Genomic DNA, 19868 nt, shown 5'->3' on the forward strand with positions numbered 1-19868 from the left:
ATGGATATGAAGAAAAATTTAGGGATTGTCTTAATTGGAGTAGCACTTATTTTATCAGCATGTGGTCAAAATTCAAAAGTTGAATCGAAGAAAGAACATCGGAAACAAGAAATTAGTGTTGTTTCAAATGGTGAATTATCTACTTTAGATAGTGCTCTTTACTCAGATGTCAACAGCTCAGATATGATTGGTCAAACAATGGAAGGATTATATCGTTTGGACGCTAAAGGTCAACCAGAATTCGGTATGATAAAAGAAGAGCCAACGGTAAGTGAAGATGGTTTGATTTACACGTATAAAATTAAAGATGAAGCGAAATGGTCAAATGGCGATCCAGTAAAAGCCGAAGATTTTGTTTATTCTTTTAAAAATGTGATTGATCCAGATTATGGTTCAACAAGTAGTAATCAAATGGATATCTTTAAAAATGGTCGTAAAATTCGTGAGAAACAAGCAAACTTAGAAGAGTTTGGCGTTGTAGCAAAAGATGATAAAACATTAGAGCTAACTCTAGAATATCCTATTTCTTATCTCTCTCAAGTGTTAGTAGGAACACCATTTATGCCCAAAAATGTTAAAATGGCAAAAGAAAAAGCAAAATCTTATGGAACAACTGCAGAAGATTTTATTGGAAATGGTCCTTTTGTTATAAAGGGGTGGACTGGAACAAATGACTCATGGCAGTTAGAAAAAAGTGAAAACTACTGGGATGAAAAAAATGTGAAGTTAGAAAAAATAAATGTCAATGTTGTTAAAGAAGTCGCTACAAGCGTTCAAATGTTTGAAGCAGGTGAGATTGATTATACAACTCTAGCTGACACGTATGCACAACAATATAAAGACTCCGAGCAAGCTACTTTTGTACCAAAAGCAATGGTTGGTTATTTAAGTCCTAATCAAAAACGAGAAGTAACTAGTAATAAAAATGTTAGGAAAGCAATCCTACAAGCAATTGACAAAAAACAATTTGCTTCTGAAATTCTAGGTGATGGTTCGACTGAGTTAAATGGATTTATTCCCTCTAATTTTGCGTTCAATCCAAAAACGAAAGAGGATTTTAGAAAAGAAAATGGTGATTTACTTGCCTTTGATGTTAAGGCAGCGCAAAAAAGCTGGGAAACTGCTAAAAAAGAGTTAGGTAAAGAAAAAATAGAACTTGAGTTAATTTCAGCAGATACAGGAACTGCTAAAAAAACAATTGAATTTGTTCAAGGACAATTACAACAAAATTTACCTGGTTTAACAATTAAATTAAAATCTTTACCACTTCAAAATCGTTTAGATTTACAAAATCAAGGGGAGTTTGATTTAGTCTTTGGTACATGGACTCCAGATTATGCAGATCCAATTAATTTTCTTGAATTTTATGATTCTAAAGGTGGACTAAATACAGCTAAATATGACAATCCGAATTATGATAAAGGATTAAATGAAGTAAGATTTGATTTAGCTAATGAACCTGAGAAGCGTTGGGAAAAATTATTGGCTTTAGAAAAAACATTAGTAGAAGAAGATGCTGGTGTTTTACCACTTTATCAAGGTTCTGTCGGCTATTTAACTTCAGAAAACTTAGAGAAAATCCAAGTTTTTCCTTTTGGAAGAACAGTATCTTATCGTTTAGCATATCTAAAATAAGAGTTTAAAGTAAAAAATACTTTTATTTGCTTGACTTTCTTTTCATTATTTCATAAAATAAATGAGAATAAATCGTACAGATAACACAAACACTTTTTAAGTTTGTGTCGAGAGAGAGGCGAAATTTATCACTAGATAAATTTTGTCTCTTTTTCTGACGTAAAGGAGAGAAAAAATGGAAACGAAAAAATTTCATGTAAATTTAGCTGTCTTGGCGACAGGAATGATGGCGTTTGCAGGTGTTTTGATTGAAACAGCCATGAACGTCACTTTTCCAACATTAATTGAACAATTTGGAATTACAACAAGTCAAGTTCAATGGGTGACAACTATTTACCTATTGATGATTTCAATTGTTGTGCCTCTTTCATCTTATTTAATGAAAAACTATAGTAAGAGACAATTATTTATTGCTTCAAGTCTATTCTTTGTTGCAGGTGTTTTAGTAGATGCTTTTGCTTTTTCATTCACCGTTTTATTAGTAGGAAGACTTCTTCAAGGGGTTGCGACAGGGATTGCTTTACCGTTAATGTTTAACATTATTCTAACTAAAGTACCGATTAAAAAAAGAGGTATGATGATTGGTATTGGAAACTTAACAACATCTATCGCTCCGGCGATGGGTCCTACTTATGGCGGTATTTTAACAACTACTTATGATTGGACTTATATCTATAAATTGTTAATACCTGTTTTAATTGTTTCAACTGTTATTGGTTTATATGCTATTCCAAAAGAAGAACAACAAAAAACAGATACTATTAACATGAAAGCAGCTCTCTATCTATCAGTTATGTTTACTGGCTTATTATTCTTCTTCAGTCATTTAGAGTCTCCAATTGGTTGGATTTCACTAGCTATTGGGTTAGTAGGCGGTTTCTTATTCTACGGATCAAATAAACAAAAAGAATTATTAAATTTAAGTGTGTTCTCAAATAAAATGTTCACAGTTTACTTAATTTCATTTTTAGTTTATCAAATTCTTTTACTAGGTGTTTCATTTGTGTTACCTAATTTTATTCAAATCGTAAGTGACGTACCTGCATCAAGAGCAGGTGTTATGATGTTCCCTGGTGCTTTAACTGGAGCACTATTTGCACCGATATCAGGGAAAATACTAGATAAACTTGGATTTAAAAAACCAATCGGTATTGGGATTTTATTTGCAGTTGCAGGATGGTTGAGTTTAATTTTTGTTATCCAAACAGGAAACATGACTCTTATCACAATGTCACACGTTATTTTTATGATAGGTGTAGGATTGTCTTATAGTAACGTCATGACAGTTGGTTTATCAGCAATTGATAAATCATTACAAGATGATGGTAATGCGGTCTTCAGTACACTACAACAATTTATGGGAGCTGTTTCTACCTCGTTTGTTGCAATTATCGTAGGCTTATTCCAAAAATCAAGTAGTGACTATCAACAAGGAACAAGTACAGGTTCAAAAGTAGCTTTGATTTGTTTATTTGTTTTATTAGTCATAAGTGGTTTATCAGTTTTTAAAACTTTCACAAAAAAAGAAATTCAACAATAAATATTAAATGAAATAGGGAAAACTTTTCAATAGTTTTCCCTATTTTTTGTTAATTTTCACAAATGAGTGAAAAGTTAAAAGGCAATTAAATTACATCCGTTACATGCTCTATTTTTTGTGAAAATATGTTATCATCAATATAGAAAGCGTTTACTAATTAATTGTATTTTTATAATTGGAGAGGGCGGATATAATGGATAAAAAAACACCACTTTATGAAACACATGTTGCATTGAAAGGAAAGATGGTTCCTTTTGGAGGTTATTCATTACCAGTTCAATATGCTGATGCTGGTTTAGTAAAAGAACATATGGCTGTAAGAGAATCAGTCGGATTATTTGATGTTTCTCATATGGGCGAAATTTTTATTCAAGGTTCAGATGCTTTAAAAAATGTACAAAATATATTTACAAACGATTTTGAGAAAATGAAAGCAGGCCAGATAAGATATACAGTGATGTGTAATGAGTCAGGTGGTATCATTGATGACTTGATTTTATATAAATACAATGATGAAAAATTCATGGGAGTAGTGAATGCTTCTAATAAAGAAAAAGATTTTGAATGGATTAAAAATCATTTGACAGGTGATGTAGAAGCAGTGGATTCTTCAGATGATATTGGATTAATCGCTATTCAAGGTCCAAATGCAAGAGCGACATTAGAAAAACTAGTTGAAAAAGCTGATTTTCCGGAAAAATACTATACTTTTAAAGAACAAGTTGATTTTAAAGGAATGAAGGTTGATTTATCAGAAACTGGATATACTGGAGAAGAAGGATTTGAGGTTTATACAAAAGCAGAAGATGTTGAAAAAATATGGCATCTATTAATAGAAGCAGGTGAAGAGTTTAATATTCAACCTTGTGGACTAGGTGCAAGGGATACGCTTCGATTAGAGGCTGGAATGCCGCTTTATGGACATGAAATGTCAGAAACCATTAATCCCCTTCAAGTAGGATTACAATTTGCTGTTAAAATGAAAAAAGATGGATTCATTGGTAAAGAAGCTCTTGAAAAAGCATCTATTGATCAAGTTCGAGTAGGATTAAAAATTACTGGTAAAGGTATTGTCAGAGAAGAAGTACCAATTTTTGTTGAAGATAATCAAATTGGAATGAGCACATCGGGTACTCATGCTCCATTTTTAGGATATGCGATTGCGATGGCTTTAATTGATAAAGACTATGCTGAAGTAGGGCAAGTTGTTGAAGCTGAAGTAAGAGGTAGAAGAGTTCAGGCAGAGGTTATACCGATGCCATTTTATAAAAAATAATAATCATTAGGAGGAATTTATTATGTCTAGACCAAAAGAAATTAGTTACTTAGCATCTCATGAATGGGTGAAATTTGTGGATGATGAAACAGCATTAGTTGGTATTACTGATTTTGCTCAAGAACAACTAGGTGATATTGTTTTTGTTGAATTACCAGAAGTGGGTACGGAAGTTAATAAGGGAGACCAAGTTGCAGAAGTAGAATCTGTTAAAACGGTTTCAGATATTTATACACCTTTTACTGGCGTTATTTCAAAAATTAATGAAGACTTAGATGATGCTCCTGAGAGTGTTAACGAAGCGCCATTTGAAAACTGGTTGTTTGAAGTAAAAGGAATTACAGAAAAAGAAGAATTAATTGATTTAGAGGCTTACAATAAAGTAGTTGAAGAGGAGGCATAATTTCTATGGGGAACTATAACTATATTCCTTCTAGTCCTGAAGAACAGCAAGAGCTACTTGATATTTTAGGACTAAAAACGTTAGATGATTTATTCAAAGATATTCCAGAAGATTTAAAAATATCAGAGTTAAATATTCCTAATGGGAAATCAGAAGTTGAGGTTCGCCGAGAAGTAGAGAAGATGGCTAATAAAAATCAAGTGTTTCACTCGATTTTTAGAGGAGCGGGATCGTACAATCATTACATTCCGTCTATCGTCAAACAAATAACGTTAAAAGAAGAATTTTTAACTGCCTATACACCTTATCAAGCAGAAATTAGCCAAGGAATTTTACAATCAATTTTTGAATTTCAAACAATGGTTTCTGAAATTACTGGAATGCCAGTTGCTAATGCATCTGTTTATGATGGCTCAAATGCAGCAGCAGAAGCAGTAAATATGTGTATTGATCGAAAAAGAAAGAAAGTATTAGTTGCAGATACTTCTCATCCTATGACAATTGATACAATTAAAACATATGCTCACGCGATGGGAACAGACGTGATAATTGTACCAAGTAAAGATGGACTAGTTAATGATTCTGCTTTAGAAGGATTACTAGACGAGGAAGTAGCTTGTTTATATGTTGAGCAGACAAATTATTTTGGTAACATTGAAGATTGCGAAAAATTAGCAGAAATGGTTCATCAAAATAAAACAAAGTTGATCATGGCTGTTAACCCTATAGCGAGTGCTCTTTTAAAAACACCATTTGAATGCGGAGCAGATATTGCAACTGGGGAAGGTCAACCGTTAGGACTTCCAATGAATTTTGGCGGACCTTACTTAGGATTTATGGCTACAACTCAAAAATTAACACGTAAATTACCAGGTCGTATCGTTGGTGAAACAACTGATAATAAGGGAGAAAGAGCTTTTGTTTTAACACTCCAAGCAAGAGAGCAACATATTCGTCGTGAAAAAGCTTCATCGAATATTTGTTCAAACCAAGCACACTGTGCTCTAACTGCTAGTGTTTATTTATCAGCTATGGGACCAGATGGACTAAGAGATGTTGCAACTCAGTGTTATAGTAAAGCTCACTATTTACAAAATGAATTAGCAAAAATCAATGGTTTTGAACCTCTATATGAAACAGAATTCTTCCATGAATTTATGACAAAATCACCAATTAATCCCGTTGAATTGAATGAACGTCTGCAAGAAAAGGGCATTCTTGGTGGCATGCCAGTTGGAGAAAATCTTCTTTGGTGTGTAACTGAATTGAATACAAGAGAAGAAATGGATGAATTACTTAATGCATTGAAGGAGGTTAGTTTAGGATGAAATTAGTTTTTGAACGAAGCAAACCAGGTAGAAAAAATGATTTTATTCCCGCACTTGATGTTGAAGTAGCAACAATACCAGATAAATTTAACAGACAACAAGCATTGAGATTACCAGAGATTTCTCAAGTAGATATGAGCCGTCACTATACAGATTTAGCTGACAATAGTTTTGGTGTTAATAATGGCTTCTATCCTTTAGGTTCATGTACGATGAAGTATAACCCTAAAATTAATGATGAAATGAGTGCTTTACCAAACTTTGGTCAAATTCATCCATTTCAACCAATTGATACAGTGCAAGGCTCTTTAGAAGTGTATTACACAGCTGAAAAATTATTAGGTGAAATTACAGGAATGGATGCGATGACATTCCAACCAGCTGCTGGCGCTCAAGGAGAGCTGACTGGGGTTATGCTAATTAAAGCGTATCACGAAAATAATAATGACTTTAAGCGAAATAAGATCATTGTTCCCGATTCGGCTCATGGAACTAACCCAGCAACAGCTTCAATGGTAAACTATGAAACGATTAATATTCCGTCAAAAGAAGACGGTAGAGTCGATTTAGAAAGATTAAAAGAAGTGGTCGGAGATGATACTGCTGGTTTAATGTTGACAAATCCAAGCACAGTCGGTCTTTTTGAACATGATATTATTGAAATTACAGAAATCATTCATCAAGCAGGTGGCTTATGTTACTATGATGGAGCTAATTTAAATGCAATTATGGGAACCGTTAGACCTGGAGATATGGGATTTGACGTAGTTCACTTGAATATCCATAAAACATTTTCGACACCTCATGGAGGTGGAGGGCCAGGAGCTGGTCCGATAGGTTGTAAGGAGTTCTTGAAACCTTTCTTACCAAATTACCATGTAGTAAAAGTAGGCGATAAATACGAATTTGAAACGCCTGAAAAATCAATTGGACAAGTGAAAACATTCTATGGTCATTTTGCCGTAGTTGTCCGAGCGTTAACTTATATTTTAACGTTAGGTAAAGAAGGTATTCCACAAGCGTCTCGCACGGCTGTTTTAAACGCTAATTACATGAGACATGAACTTAAAGATACATATGATATGGCTTATGAGGGACCTTGTATGCATGAGTTTGTTATGACATTAGAACGCTTGAAAAAAGAGACTGGTATTACTGCTCTTGATGTGTCAAAAGCTCTGTTAGATAATGGCATGCATCCACCTACCATGTACTTCCCAGACGTGGTTAAAGAAGCATTAATGATTGAACCAACGGAAACAGAAAGTAAGGAAACTCTTGATAAAGTGATTGAAGTCTTTAAACAAATTAAAGAACAAGCTTATCAGGACGCTGAAGTTATCAAAGAAGCGCCAATTAATACCTTAATTGGTCGAGTTGATGAAACAGCAGCAGCGAGAAACCCAATTTTAAGATATGAATTTTAATAACTGACATGAGTTTCACAAATAAATTATAATATACTCCTAGTGAATTAGAGAAAATTCTAATTTGCTAGGAGTTTTTTATAAATTAATTTTAATTAATTTTTTCAGATTTTTTGCTGTTTGTTTTGTAAAAAATTATCATATTTTCATTATATTTAAAACGGTTCAGTTTAAAATGCTGAGTAAATTATCTTTGAATTTTATTTTTTTACTGCATTCTCTTTTATTTTTGTGAAAAAGTATAGTAAAATGAGAAACGTTACTTATTTTATTAGAAATGGGTTTCAAAAAAATGAAAGTAAAGGGGAGTAAAATAAGTGGAGTGGATAAAACTTATTGGTATTGTCATTATTGTTTTAGGATTTATATTCAAGTTTGATACGATTGCAGTAGTCGTTATTGCCGGACTTGCAACAGCACTTGTTTCAGGTATGACACCTGTTGCCTTTTTAGAAGGTTTAGGACAAGCTTTTGTTGACCAACGAATTGTAACGATTTTCTTTTTAACGTTACCTTTAATTGGTTTAGCAGAAAAAAAAGGTTTGAAAGAACAAGCTGTTAATTTAATTAAGAAAGTAAAAGGAATGACCTCGGGAACTTTCTTGTCAATTTATTTAGTGATTAGAGAGCTTGCTGGTTTATTTTCTATTCGTTTAGGAGGACATCCTCAATTTGTTCGTCCGTTAGTTCAACCCATGGCAGAAGCAGCAGCTGAAGCAAAATACGGTAAACTAGACGAAAAAGATAAAGAAACAGTTAAAGCTAAATCAGCAGCAATGGAAAACTATGGTAATTTCTTTGGTCAAAATACTTTCTTAGGTGCAGCTGGTGTGCTATTAATTGTCGGTACATTAGATTCTCTAGGATACAAAGTATCAGGAATGGATGTTGCTAAAGCTTCTATGCCAATTGCTTTTATTATGATTGTAATTGGTGTGTTATCAAATGTTTTATTTGATAGAAAACTAGCAAGAAAATATAAAAACAAAGGAGAGAAAAAATAATGGAAACTTTTTTTAATCAATTATTAGAATTCTTCTTCGTTTTGATTGGGTTACAATTGATGTATACTGCTTTTAAGACATTTAAGGATAGCAATAACTCTAAGCGAATCGGCTCAGCTCTTTTTTGGTTAGATTTAGGATTGCTTTTCATGTTTGGTAAGATTTTACCGAGTTTGGTTAGCGGTATTTTAGTTGCTCTATTAGGTGTGATTACTTTATTCAAACAATTTGAAGTTGGAAAATTTACTCCTGTCAAACAAGAGAAATTAGAAGCGCGAGCTAAGAAATTTGGTAACTGGATTTTTGTACCAGTTTTATCTTTAGCCGTTGTGTCTGTTGCTTTGGCTATGAAAATTCCAGAGTCAAGTAAATCTGCTATTGGTGTTGCAGCTATTTGTGGTATTATTTTAGCCATGCTTATTTTTAAATCTTCACCAAAAGAAATGGTTCAAGAAAGTGACCGCATGGTTCAAGCTATGGGAACTTCAGGTGTTTTACCTCAATTATTAGCTGCTTTAGGTGCTATTTTTGCTGCAGCTGGTGTTGGAGAGGTTATCTCCAAAATGATTGGTGGATTTGTTCCAGAAGGCAATCGTTTAATTGGTGTTATCGCCTATGTTCTTGGTATGGTTATTTTCACAGCTATTATGGGTAATGGCTTTGCTGCTTTTACCGTTATTACAGCAGGAATCGGTATTCCTTTTGTTATCATGCAAGGAGCAGATCCTGCGATTGCGGGTGCTTTAGCGTTAACAGCAGGTTATTGTGGCACGTTATTAACACCAATGGCTGCGAACTTTAACATTTTACCAGCCTCTTTATTAGAGATGAAAAACACTTATGGTGTTATTAAGGAACAGGTACCAATCACAATTATTATGATTATTGCTCATATTGCTTTGATGTATTTCTGGGCATTTTAATTAAGAGAGGAAATGATATACAATGAAAATTTTAGTAACAGGTTTTGATCCATTTGGAACAGATACAATGAATCCAGCTATTGAAGCGGTGAAACGTTTACCAGATACGATTTCTGGAGCAGAGATTATCAAATTAGAAATTCCAACAGTTTTTAATAAAAGTGCTGAAGTTGTCCGTGAAGCAATGAAAAAACATGATGTAGATTATGTTTTAAATATTGGACAAGCTGGTGGACGTTTTGATATGACACCAGAAAGAGTTGCAATTAATTTAGATGATGCTCGTATTCCTGATAATGAAAAAAATCAACCTATCGATGTAGCTATAAAAGAAGATGGTGAGCCAGCTTATTTCACTCAATTACCAGTTAAAGCAATGGTAACAGCAATGAAAGAAGCAGGAATCCCAGCTTCAGTGTCAAACACTGCTGGAACTTTTGTTTGTAACCATATTATGTATCAAGGATTATACTTAACTCATAAAGAGTTTCCAAAAGCAAAAGCTGGTTTTATGCATGTACCATTTTTACCTGAGCAAGTACTTGAGAGACCAGGTATGCCAGCTATGAGTTTAGAAGATATTACTAAAGGAATTGTGGCTTCTATTGAAGCTATTGTTGCTTTTGATGGTAAAGAAGATTTAAAAGTAATTGGCGGACAAACGCATTAAAAGTGAAAAACTGACTCTAATAATGGAGTCAGTTTTTTGTTTCTTAAAAAATATGCTATATTAGAAATAACTTTAGTGAGGAGTGTCCTTATGACAGAATACTTATCAGATTTTCAAACATCTATTTTTGATACGTTAAAAAAAGCGGTGAATAATCCGACATCCTATTATAATAATTTAACTAAAACGATGATGTTATTACTAATTTTATTTTGTTTTTATTGGCTAATTAGAAGAGGCTTATCAAAAAGCCATATAGAACCACTGAAAAAGATTAGAATTAAAAAGAAAGTAAAAAATAGTTTTTTTATTTTGCTCGTGATTGGCGTTTCAATTATCTGGATTAACGCTCTAAATTCATTAGCTATTTTATTATTTTTACTAGGTCTTTTTGGGATTGTTTTAATTCGTGGTATTTTAGATAATATTTTAGCTTGGTTTATTATCAGAAAAAGACATTATTTTAGAATTAATCAACGAATTGAAGTAAATGATAAAATTGGTAGAGTAGTGACAATGGGGTTATTTCACTTTGAATTAGCAGAGATAAAAAATTGGTTATCTTCTGAATCTTACACAGGAAGAACAATAAAAATTCCAAATAAAGATATTTTTGATGCTGAACTCTTTATTTACAATTACCGGGAACCTTTTGTTCGTCAAGAAGTAAGCTATTTAATTCGTCATGACAATGACTGGCAAGGAGCAAAAGAGATTATCTCAAAGGCAATAGATAACTATTATCAAGAAGAATTATTGCCTAGTATGGATTCTCAGTTGTCTGATAAATGGAAAGAAGAGATGTTACCGACTTTTAATATGTCTTTAGATGAGAATGGCATTACGTTATTCTGCCAATTCTTAGTTGATTATTCGAAAGTAGCAAGTGTTAAAACAAGGTTGCATGAAGAGGTTTTAGAAGGATTTAACCAACATGGTAATATTGAGTTTGCTGTTCTTGAAGTGAAACAAGTAAATTAAAAAGTAAAAGAGTCTGAAAAATGTTGTGACCCCTAAAAATCAGGCTCTTTTGCTTTGAAAAATAGTAATCAGTTGTGTTAGAAGTTCTTTTGTCGATTTATCTAATTCTCTTTTAGAGTAATAGAGATAAAATTTTCTTTCAATTAGTGGAAAACTGTCAATTGTAACTTTTTTTAGTTTACCTTCCTTAATTAAGGTTTCAGCACTTAAATTGGAACATAAATAGATGCCATTTTGATAGATGCAAGCTAAAAGTGCATCAGAATGACTTGTCATCTGATTGGAAAATTGAGTTGTTTTAGGAGCCCAACTCTCCAATTTTTCTTGAAGGTAACTTCCTTTTTCTCTTTTGATGAATTGATAGTTTCTAAGCTGCTCTTGATTTAAAAAATCAGGGCAGTAAGTTGGACTTGCAACAAAAATTAAATGATCTGTGTATAGGTATGTTTTAACAAAAGAGTTTAATACTTCTTGTTCAGGAAGAATGGATACATCGAGAGTTTCTTTTGATAATTTATTAATAATGCTGGTGGTGTTTTCTGTTGTTAATTCAAGGTTATTTTTACCTAATAGTGGGTCAGACAAAATGTGTTTGATTAATTCTTGGTTATTTAGTTGGGTGGTCCCAATTCTTATAGTCTTTTGATTGCTCTTCGTTGATAAAAATTGTTCAATCTTTTTTTCTTGTTGGAAAAGTTCATGGCATTCCTCGGTAAGTAGGAGTCCTAATTCAGTCAGTTGAATGTATCGACCTTTTCTTTCAAAAAGAGTTATTTGGTATTCTTTTTCTAAATTTTTTATATGCTTTGTGAGAGCAGGTTGGCTAATATGTAGGTGTTGACTTGCTTGAGTGAGCGTTCTATATTGAGACGCTTCATAGAAATACCTTAGCGCTGTGAGATTCATAGAAATCCTCCTATAACATTAGGTTATCAATTAAGTACTTAAAAGTATTATAAATCATTTTGAAATTGTTTTAAAATAATTTATGAGGAGATGAATCAGATGCAAACGACTTTATATTTAATTAGACATGGACAAACTCTTTGGAATCAAGAAAAAAGAATGCAAGGTTTAAAAAATTCGGAGTTAACAGAAAAAGGAATTACCCAAGCCAAATTATTGGGGGAGAAACTAAAGAAACAGGTGCCAATCGATTTAATCGTCACTAGTCCAAGTATCCGTGCACAAAAAACGACACATTATATTAATCAAAAAATGAATCTACCGATTGAAGTGAACAATGGTTTTCAAGAAATTAATATGGGAAATTGGGAAGGTAAGACCTACGAAGAGATTAAAAAAGAAGCACCTCTTGAATGGCACAATTTTTGGTTTAATCCTGCTTCATTTCAGGCATTAAACGGTGGAGAAACCTTTGATACTTTATCAAATCGTTGTGGTTCTAGTCTAGATGAATTAATCCAAATGAATGAAGGAAAGAAAATTGCTATTGTTTCACACCGAATTACAATTAAATCAATGGTATCAACCATTTTGAATGAACCCTTGGAAGAGTTGGAAGATGTTTTACCAAATAGCTTAACAATCATAAAAAAAGAAAAAAATAGAGCTAATTTAGAATTGTTTAGTGATATTTCTCATTATGAAAATCAGTTATAAAAAAAGTAATAAGAAATGGTGATTGCCACTTCTTATTACTTTTTTAAATGAAAATTTCTTCAATGCATTGCCCATCTGTGTCTTTAGGGAATGTCTTTAAATGAAGTAGTTTGGCAAAAGTAGGAGCTTCATCAACTAACTTGGCTCTATCAACTTTTTGGTTTTCTTTGATGTCAGGACCAAAGAAACAAGCTGTTGTTTCATAATTAGGTTTTTGAGGATGGAATCCATGGACACCAAAGTAACGATTTGGCTTTCCAATATCCTCTTTAGAAATTGTTTCTATTAGTTTTCCATCAGCTTCATCGTTAAAATAATAGCCAGGTTTTGCTTCTGCCATTAAAGTTGCGTTAGGATCAGCCCCCATGGAAGCAGCTTCTTTAGAAGAATAGATAGTTTCAATTCCTTCAATTGCTGAAACTTCTTGATAAATCTCACGAGGATCAATAGAACTATTCTGTTTACAATAAATATAAGTTGAGCCATCACAACTTTTGGCGTAGACTTGCCAATTATCTTTAATAGATCCATTTGGTTTAAGCTCTGCCCATCCTTTTTTGACAAACAATGTGTTGAGTTTAATCATTTTTTCGACATCAATTTGATAATGATCTCCTAAAATAACAAAATTAGTTGTACTAAATGTTCCGTTCTTTTTTGTGGCGTCGATTATTTTTTTTACTCGAGCATCTTGTCTTTTAAGTGCCGCAATAGCTTCAGAGGATTGAACTCCGTAAGCATGTCGCATACTATCCATATCAACGAGATGAATTAAGGTTAAATCAGGTTGTTTATTTTGAATTGTATCAATGGCACAAGCTGTTACAAAGTCATCTAGGTAAGGCTGCATAATTCCCTTTCTAAGATGCCCATACTTTTGATTCATTTGAAGTAAAAATAAAGGAGAACTTGCTTTAAGGGAAATCATGACTTGGTTTGTCCAAATTCTGTTTGGAAAAATTTCAGCTATATTGTAATCAATTGAACTACTAGCAGTAACAGGCCATAAAAAAGCAGCAGTTTTTTTGCCTTCTTGTTTTGCAATATCGTAAAGTGTAGGAACTTGAATTTCTTTACTGTACCAAAACCAATCAGGTGATAATCGGGTCGCTTGCGTTTTTGTGTTGTTAACAATTCCATGTTTATTAGGATATTTACCAGTTACCAGTGTCACATGTGACGGGTAAGTTAAAGTTGGATAAATACCTTCTATTTTTTTAACATGCGTACCATGGTCAATCAGGTACGAAAGTGTAGGTAAATCATTTTTATGTAAGTCGATATCAACTGCACCGAGGGCATCAATTGAGATGACAATAAGTTTTGAATTCAATTCGAGCACCATCCTTTAAAAATAGTATAACAAAAATCTAGAAAAAATAAATTGACAAGGATTTTAAATATGGGTATAATATGTACAATTATTAAATAAAACGTTGGAGTGAACGACATGAATAAACTAAATATGCGTCAAATCTCACAACTGAATAACTTTTACTTTAGCTATTATAGATTTAGTTTGTAACCATAACAAAATGGATACAAACACAACCAAGTTTGTATCTATGAAGGCTAGAGAACTTTAATTTGACTTTAAAGGCCGCATAGATGATTAAAATCTATAGTGGCTTTTCTTTTTATACTGAATAGTAATATTTTATTCGAAAGAGACGATACCTGTAGATTTGATTAATCAATCTATGCAAGGTTATCGTCTTTTATTTTGTAATTAGGAGGGAGAAATAATGGGAGACTTAATTTCGGGGAAAACAAGATTAGCTGGTGTTATAGCTAATCCAATTAAACATAGCTTATCACCAATGATTCATAATACAGCTTATAATGCTTTAAATTTTGATGCAGTTTATTTGGCATTTGAGGTAGAACAAAAAGAGTTTATACAAGCCATAAAATCAGTGAAAACATTGAATATGATGGGTGTCAATATTTCGATGCCGTATAAGAAAGAGGCTTATGAATTATGTGATGAGCTAACTGAAAGAGCGAAACTAATAGGTGTAGTAAACACTGTTGTAAATAGAAATAATAAACTTTTAGGAGACAATACCGATGGATTAGGTTTTATTGGTAGTTTAAAAGATTATGGGGTTTCTGTTAAAGAAAAGATTATAACGATTCTTGGAGCAGGAGGAGCAGCCAAAGCTGTTATTTGCCAAAGTGCTTTGGAAGGAGCAAAAGAAATTCACGTTTTTAAACGCAAAAATGAAACCTTTGAATCAGTTAAAAGAGATTTAGAAAAAATTGCTGTTAAAACCCATGTTAAAATTATGGTTCATGAGTATCATGATAAAAAAGCAATAGAATGTGCTCTTAAAGAAAGTACACTAATCGTGAATAGTACACAATTAGGTATGGGAAATAACAATGATTTACCTTTTGATGAGATGAACTTAATTAAAGAGAGTCATGTTGTAGTGGATTTAATTTATCATCCTTTAGAGACACCTTTTTTAAAACAAGCTAAAAAAAATAAGGCACTAACAATTAATGGATTAGGCATGTTAGTCCATCAAGCTGCGTATGCCTTTAACTTGATGACTGGAGAAACAATGCCAGTAGATAAAGTAATAGAAAAATTAAAAATAGAATTAGTAAGAGAGAAGGAACTATGATGATCGTAATAATGAAACAAAATGCAACTAAGGAACAAGTTAATGCAGTTATTAAAAGAGTAAAAGAAGAAGGATTAGAAGTTCATCTAAGCGAAGGTAAAGAACAAACTATTATTGGCTTAGTTGGTGATACAGAAAAAATGATAGATGTTCCTTTTAGAGGATTTGACGGAGTGAGTGATACAGTGAGAATTACAAGTAGTTACAAATTAACAAGTCGAGAATTCCATCCAACTGATACTGTTGTTGATGTAGACGGTTTAAAAATAGGCGGAGAAGAAAACTTTGTGACAATGGCAGGTCCTTGTTCAATCGAAGGTTTAGATCAAATTATGGAATGTGCAAGGATTGCTAAAGCTGGTGGAGCAACTGTTTTACGTGGTGGTGCTTTTAAGCCAAGAACGTCACCTTACGCTTTCCAAGGATTAGAAGAAGAAGGGTTAAAATACATTCGTCAAGCAGCAGATAAGTTTGATATGAAAGTTATTACTGAAGTGATGGATGAAGCTAATCTAGAATTAGTTGCTAAGTATACAGATATTTTACAAATCGGTGCAAGAAATATGCAAAACTTCAAATTATTAACGGCTGTTGGAAAAACTGGCCTACCGGTTGCTTTAAAAAGAGGTATCTCAGGTACGATTGACGAGTGGTTAAATGCTGCTGAATACATCGCAGCTCAAGGAAATCAAAAAGTAATATTTGTTGAAAGAGGAATCCGTACTTACGAAACAGCAACCAGAAATACGCTTGATTTAAGTGCTGTTCCTGTGATTCAAAAATTAAGTCATTTTCCGATTATTGTTGACCCAAGCCATGGTGTTGGTGTATGGGATTATGTAACACCAATGGCTGTTGCGGGAATTGCTTCAGGGGCTTCAGGAATGATTGTTGAAATTCATCCAAACCCAAGTCAAGCCTGGTCTGACGGGCAACAAAGTTTAAATGAAAAACGCTACATGAATATGATGGAACAAATCCATGTCATGGAAAAAGCAATGAAGGAAGTTAAGTTAATCAGAGAAAAAATTTAAGGAGATCGTCAATGAAACTAACAGTTAATCTACCAACAAAATCATATGATTTATTAATCAAAAAAGGTTCTCTAAATGATGTTGGAAAATGGGTATCAACTATTTGGGACAAGCGACAAATTGTGCTTGTCTCAGATGAAAATGTTGCCTCAATCTACGGGGACTTAGTTCAACAAAAAATTCAAGATCAGGGATTTGATGTGTCAGTGTACACTATCCCACCAGGCGAAACAAGTAAAAGTCTTGAAATGGCTGAGAAATTATATGAGTTTTTAGCTTCCAAAAATATGACTAGAAAAGACGGCATTGTTATCTTGGGTGGAGGAGTTGTTGGAGATTTAGGTGGTTTTGTTGCTTCAACTTATATGAGAGGACTTGATTTTCTTCAAATACCAACAACCCTTTTAGCTCAAGTCGATAGTAGTATTGGTGGAAAAACAGCAGTGAATACGAAGTGGGCTAAAAATTTAGTCGGCACGTTTGCTCAACCTGATGGTGTCTTGATTGATCCTAATACATTATTAACTTTAGAAGACAGAAGAATTAGAGAAGGCTTGGCAGAAGTGGTTAAATCAGCAGCTATCGCTGATTTAGAATTGTGGCACTTATTGAAGGATCTTGAAAATGAACAATCTGCTTTAAATGTTTCAGAGGAAATCATCTATGCCTGTTGTAAGGTTAAAAGAAAAGTTGTAGAAGAAGATGAAAGAGATACAGGCATTCGCTTGATTTTGAATTTCGGACATACGATAGGTCATGCGATTGAACAAACATATGGTTATGGTGTTATAACTCACGGAGAAGCTGTTGCCATTGGCATGTGTCAAATAACTAAACAGGCTGAAAAAATGGGTGAGATGCCAAAAGGAACTTTGAAAGAACTTGAAGAAATGTTAAGTAAATTCCATTTACCAACAACTTTAGATGACTGGCAAGAAGAATCTTTGTTTAAAGCTTTAAGTCATGATAAAAAAACTAGTGGTCAATCAATTCGAATTATCCTATTAAAAGAAATAGGTGAAGCTAAAATTGAAAGAATTCAACTAGATGAAATGAAGAGTTATTTAAAACGATAAGAAGGGAGTTATTTTATGAGATTTTTTACAGCAGGAGAATCCCACGGTCCAGAATTGACGGCTATTATAGATGGCTTACCAGCAGGGATACCTTTGTCAACAGGAGATATTAACCATGAGTTAAAAAGGCGACAAGGAGGTTATGGTCGTGGAGGTCGGATGTTAATTGAAACAGATACAGTGGAAATTACTTCTGGAGTTAGACATGGTAAGACATTAGGTTCACCAGTAACACTAGTCGTTAAAAATGATGATTTTAAGAATTGGGAAACGGTTATGGGAATCGAACCAGTTGATGATAGAGCTAAAAAAATTAGAAGATTAGCTAAACCAAGACCAGGTCATGCTGATTTGGTTGGAGGCATTAAGTATGAACATGATGATTTAAGAAATGTTCTTGAGAGATCTTCAGCAAGAGAAACAACCATGCGAGTAGCAATAGGTGCTATTTGTAAAAAAATGCTAAAAGAATTATCAATTGATGTTGCTGGACATGTACTTGAAATTGGTGGCGTTAGAGGTGAAATTCCTCAAAGTATGACTGTTTCAGAAATTAGAGAAAAAGCAGAAAACTCAGCAGTTAGATGTGTAGATCCTTTAATTGAAGAGGCAATGAAAGAAAAAATAGATGCTACTAAAAAAGAAGGTAATACAATTGGTGGTGTTGTAGAAGTAGTCGTTGGGGGAGTTCCAGTTGGTTTGGGAAGTTACACTCAATGGGATCAAAAATTAGACGGTAAAATTGCTCAAGCGGTTGTATCTATTAACGCATTTAAAGGCGTAGAGTTTGGTGTTGGCTTTGAAGCTGCTAGACTTTATGGCAGTGAAGTAATGGATGAAATTGTCTGGAGTAAGGAGACTGGATATACAAGAACCAGTAATAATTTAGGTGGTTTTGAAGGTGGTATGACTAACGGAATGCCCGTTGTTGTTCGAGGTGTGATGAAACCTATTCCAACTCTATATAAGCCATTACAATCTGTTAATATTGATACTAAAGAACCATATAAAGCAAGTGTTGAACGTTCTGATAGTTCTGCCGTTCCAGCTGCTTGTGTTGTAGCAGAAGCAATGGTAACTATTGAAATAGCAAAAGCAATGTTAGATAAATTTGAAAGTGATTCGTTTGAAAGAATGAAACGTGATGTAGAACGTTATCGTCAGGATACTTTGAATTTTTAGAAAAAAATGAGAAGAGGTCCTACTATGAAAAAAAATATATTAATGATTGGAATCGGTCTGATTGGTTCCTCGATAGCGTTGTCGATTAAAGAAACGACGAAAAATGCTATAATCGTTGGTTTTAGTCATAATGAAAAGGAATTGTTTGGAGCAAAATCACATCAAATTATCGATAAAATTAACTTGAATTTAGAAAAAGCAGCTCAAGAAGCAGATGTCATTTTTCTTTGTACTCCAGTCTCTGTTACATTGAAGTTAATACAAGAACTCTCTACTTTTTCATTGAAAGAATCAGTGATTATTACTGATGTGGGGAGTACGAAAGTAGAAATAATGAATCAGGCACAAGTTTTGTTAGATAAAGGATACACATTTATTGGTGGGCATCCAATGGCAGGGTCACATAAGTCTGGCTTTTTGGCAGGTAATAAAGATTTATTTGAAAATGCTTATTATATACTTGTTCCAACAGGTAACGAAATGAACGAACAAATGACCTGTTTAACTGATTTATTGACTGGAACAAGGGCTAAAATAGTGATTCTTGATGCCTACGAGCATGATCAAATAACAGGGATTTTGAGTCATATGCCTCATATTATAGCAGCTCAACTAGTCCAACAAGCTGATGATTTGATGGTTCAAAATCCGATATCTAAAAAACTGGCTGCAGGAGGATTTAGAGATATTACAAGGATTGCTTCATCAGATCCTAAAATGTGGACAGATATTTCTAAAAGTAACGCAGTCATTTTAGAAAAAGAGATTGATAACTGGTTAGTTAAATTATCTGATTTTAAAGATATATTGAAATCAGATAAGGAAGTAGAAATTTTTAATTTTTTTGAACGATCGAAGAAAGTAAGAGATGAGATTCCAGTTCATAAAGAAGGAACGATACCGGGATTTCATGATCTCTATATAAATGTGCCTGATTATCCAGGTGCGATTGCTGAAGTAACAGCAATATTGGCCAAAGTTAATATTAGCTTAATTAATATAAAAATTATGGAAACAAGAGATGATATATTCGGAATTTTACGAATCTCGTTTAAAAATGAGAAGGATTTATTTCTGGCTAAAGAAGCTGTAGCAAAACATACACCGTATGAGAGTGTTATTAATTAGGAGGA

Annotated in this window: 18 protein-coding genes; 16 read left to right on the plus strand and 2 right to left on the minus strand. The window is 33.3% G+C overall.

Annotated elements, in window-relative coordinates; translation table 11 throughout:
* From H9L18_RS07260 to H9L18_RS07305, 10 genes are all read left to right on the plus strand, one after another.
* Window positions 1-1635 carry a peptide ABC transporter substrate-binding protein gene (locus H9L18_RS07260; RefSeq protein ID WP_126791398.1) on the plus strand — a complete coding sequence of 545 codons (1635 nt, stop codon included), beginning with the start codon at window positions 1-3 and terminating at the stop codon, window positions 1633-1635.
* Window positions 1636-1810: 175 nt separating this feature from the next.
* Window positions 1811-3175 (plus strand): MFS transporter, encoded by a 1365-nt coding sequence (locus H9L18_RS07265; protein WP_126791396.1) that lies wholly within the window; start codon window positions 1811-1813, stop codon window positions 3173-3175.
* 193 nt (window positions 3176-3368) lie between these two features.
* Complete coding sequence (gcvT, locus tag H9L18_RS07270) at window positions 3369-4451, plus strand: glycine cleavage system aminomethyltransferase GcvT (protein WP_126791394.1); 1083 nt, start codon at window positions 3369-3371, stop codon at window positions 4449-4451.
* A 22-nt stretch (window positions 4452-4473) separates the two neighbouring features.
* Window positions 4474-4854, plus strand: coding sequence for a glycine cleavage system protein GcvH (gene gcvH / locus H9L18_RS07275; RefSeq protein WP_126791392.1), 381 nt, complete (start codon window positions 4474-4476; stop codon window positions 4852-4854).
* A gap of 5 nt (window positions 4855-4859) precedes the next feature.
* Complete coding sequence (gene gcvPA, locus H9L18_RS07280) at window positions 4860-6182, plus strand: aminomethyl-transferring glycine dehydrogenase subunit GcvPA (protein ID WP_126791390.1); 1323 nt, start codon at window positions 4860-4862, stop codon at window positions 6180-6182.
* Window positions 6179-7609 carry an aminomethyl-transferring glycine dehydrogenase subunit GcvPB gene (gene gcvPB / locus H9L18_RS07285; RefSeq protein ID WP_126791388.1) on the plus strand — a complete coding sequence of 477 codons (1431 nt, stop codon included), beginning with the start codon at window positions 6179-6181 and terminating at the stop codon, window positions 7607-7609. The genes gcvPA and gcvPB overlap by 4 nt, the downstream gene beginning before the upstream one ends.
* A 317-nt stretch (window positions 7610-7926) precedes the next feature.
* A complete protein-coding gene (locus tag H9L18_RS07290) occupies window positions 7927-8613 on the plus strand; it encodes a DUF969 domain-containing protein (RefSeq protein ID WP_126791386.1) in 687 nt (228 codons plus the stop codon).
* Entirely contained in the window at window positions 8613-9536 is a 924-nt protein-coding gene (locus H9L18_RS07295) for a DUF979 domain-containing protein (protein ID WP_126791384.1), read from the plus strand. Before H9L18_RS07290 ends, H9L18_RS07295 begins: the two co-directional genes overlap by 1 nt.
* Window positions 9537-9558: 22 nt before the next feature.
* Complete coding sequence (gene pcp / locus H9L18_RS07300; protein ID WP_126791382.1) at window positions 9559-10206, plus strand: pyroglutamyl-peptidase I; 648 nt, start codon at window positions 9559-9561, stop codon at window positions 10204-10206.
* Between the two features lie 90 nt (window positions 10207-10296).
* Window positions 10297-11187, plus strand: a complete 891-nt coding sequence (locus H9L18_RS07305; RefSeq protein WP_126791380.1) for a mechanosensitive ion channel family protein — start codon at window positions 10297-10299, stop codon at window positions 11185-11187.
* A gap of 39 nt (window positions 11188-11226) precedes the next feature.
* Here the strand turns inward: H9L18_RS07305 and H9L18_RS07310 are convergent, their stop codons facing one another.
* Entirely contained in the window at window positions 11227-12093 is an 867-nt protein-coding gene (locus tag H9L18_RS07310) for a LysR family transcriptional regulator (protein ID WP_126791378.1), read from the minus strand.
* A 99-nt stretch (window positions 12094-12192) separates the two neighbouring features.
* Here H9L18_RS07310 and H9L18_RS07315 point away from each other — a divergent pair, with 99 nt between their 5' ends.
* The gene (locus tag H9L18_RS07315) at window positions 12193-12810 is read left to right on the plus strand and encodes a histidine phosphatase family protein (RefSeq protein WP_185847392.1); all 618 of its coding nucleotides are present in this window, start codon (window positions 12193-12195) and stop codon (window positions 12808-12810) included.
* A 43-nt stretch (window positions 12811-12853) separates the two neighbouring features.
* Here the strand turns inward: H9L18_RS07315 and H9L18_RS07320 are convergent, their stop codons facing one another.
* On the minus strand, window positions 12854-14155 hold the full coding sequence (locus tag H9L18_RS07320) for an alkaline phosphatase family protein (protein ID WP_126791374.1): 1302 nt from the start codon (window positions 14153-14155) through the stop codon (window positions 12854-12856).
* Between the two features lie 400 nt (window positions 14156-14555).
* On the opposite strand from H9L18_RS07320, the gene aroE reads away from it, so the two are divergent.
* The 5 genes from aroE to H9L18_RS07345 are packed head-to-tail and all read left to right on the plus strand — an operon-like array spanning window position 14556 to window position 19863.
* Window positions 14556-15443 (plus strand): shikimate dehydrogenase, encoded by an 888-nt coding sequence (gene aroE, locus H9L18_RS07325; RefSeq protein ID WP_126791372.1) that lies wholly within the window; start codon window positions 14556-14558, stop codon window positions 15441-15443.
* A complete protein-coding gene (gene aroF, locus H9L18_RS07330; RefSeq protein ID WP_126791370.1) occupies window positions 15443-16477 on the plus strand; it encodes a 3-deoxy-7-phosphoheptulonate synthase in 1035 nt (344 codons plus the stop codon). The genes aroE and aroF overlap by 1 nt, the downstream gene beginning before the upstream one ends.
* 11 nt (window positions 16478-16488) lie before the next feature.
* Window positions 16489-17553 (plus strand): 3-dehydroquinate synthase, encoded by a 1065-nt coding sequence (aroB, locus tag H9L18_RS07335; RefSeq protein ID WP_126791368.1) that lies wholly within the window; start codon window positions 16489-16491, stop codon window positions 17551-17553.
* 15 nt (window positions 17554-17568) lie between these two features.
* Complete coding sequence (aroC, locus tag H9L18_RS07340) at window positions 17569-18735, plus strand: chorismate synthase (RefSeq protein ID WP_126791366.1); 1167 nt, start codon at window positions 17569-17571, stop codon at window positions 18733-18735.
* 24 nt (window positions 18736-18759) lie between these two features.
* A complete protein-coding gene (locus H9L18_RS07345) occupies window positions 18760-19863 on the plus strand; it encodes a prephenate dehydrogenase (RefSeq protein ID WP_126791364.1) in 1104 nt (367 codons plus the stop codon).
* Window positions 19864-19868 lie beyond the last annotated feature (5 nt).

Source organism: Vagococcus carniphilus (assembly GCF_014397115.1).
GTDB classification, from domain to species: domain Bacteria; phylum Bacillota; class Bacilli; order Lactobacillales; family Vagococcaceae; genus Vagococcus; species Vagococcus carniphilus.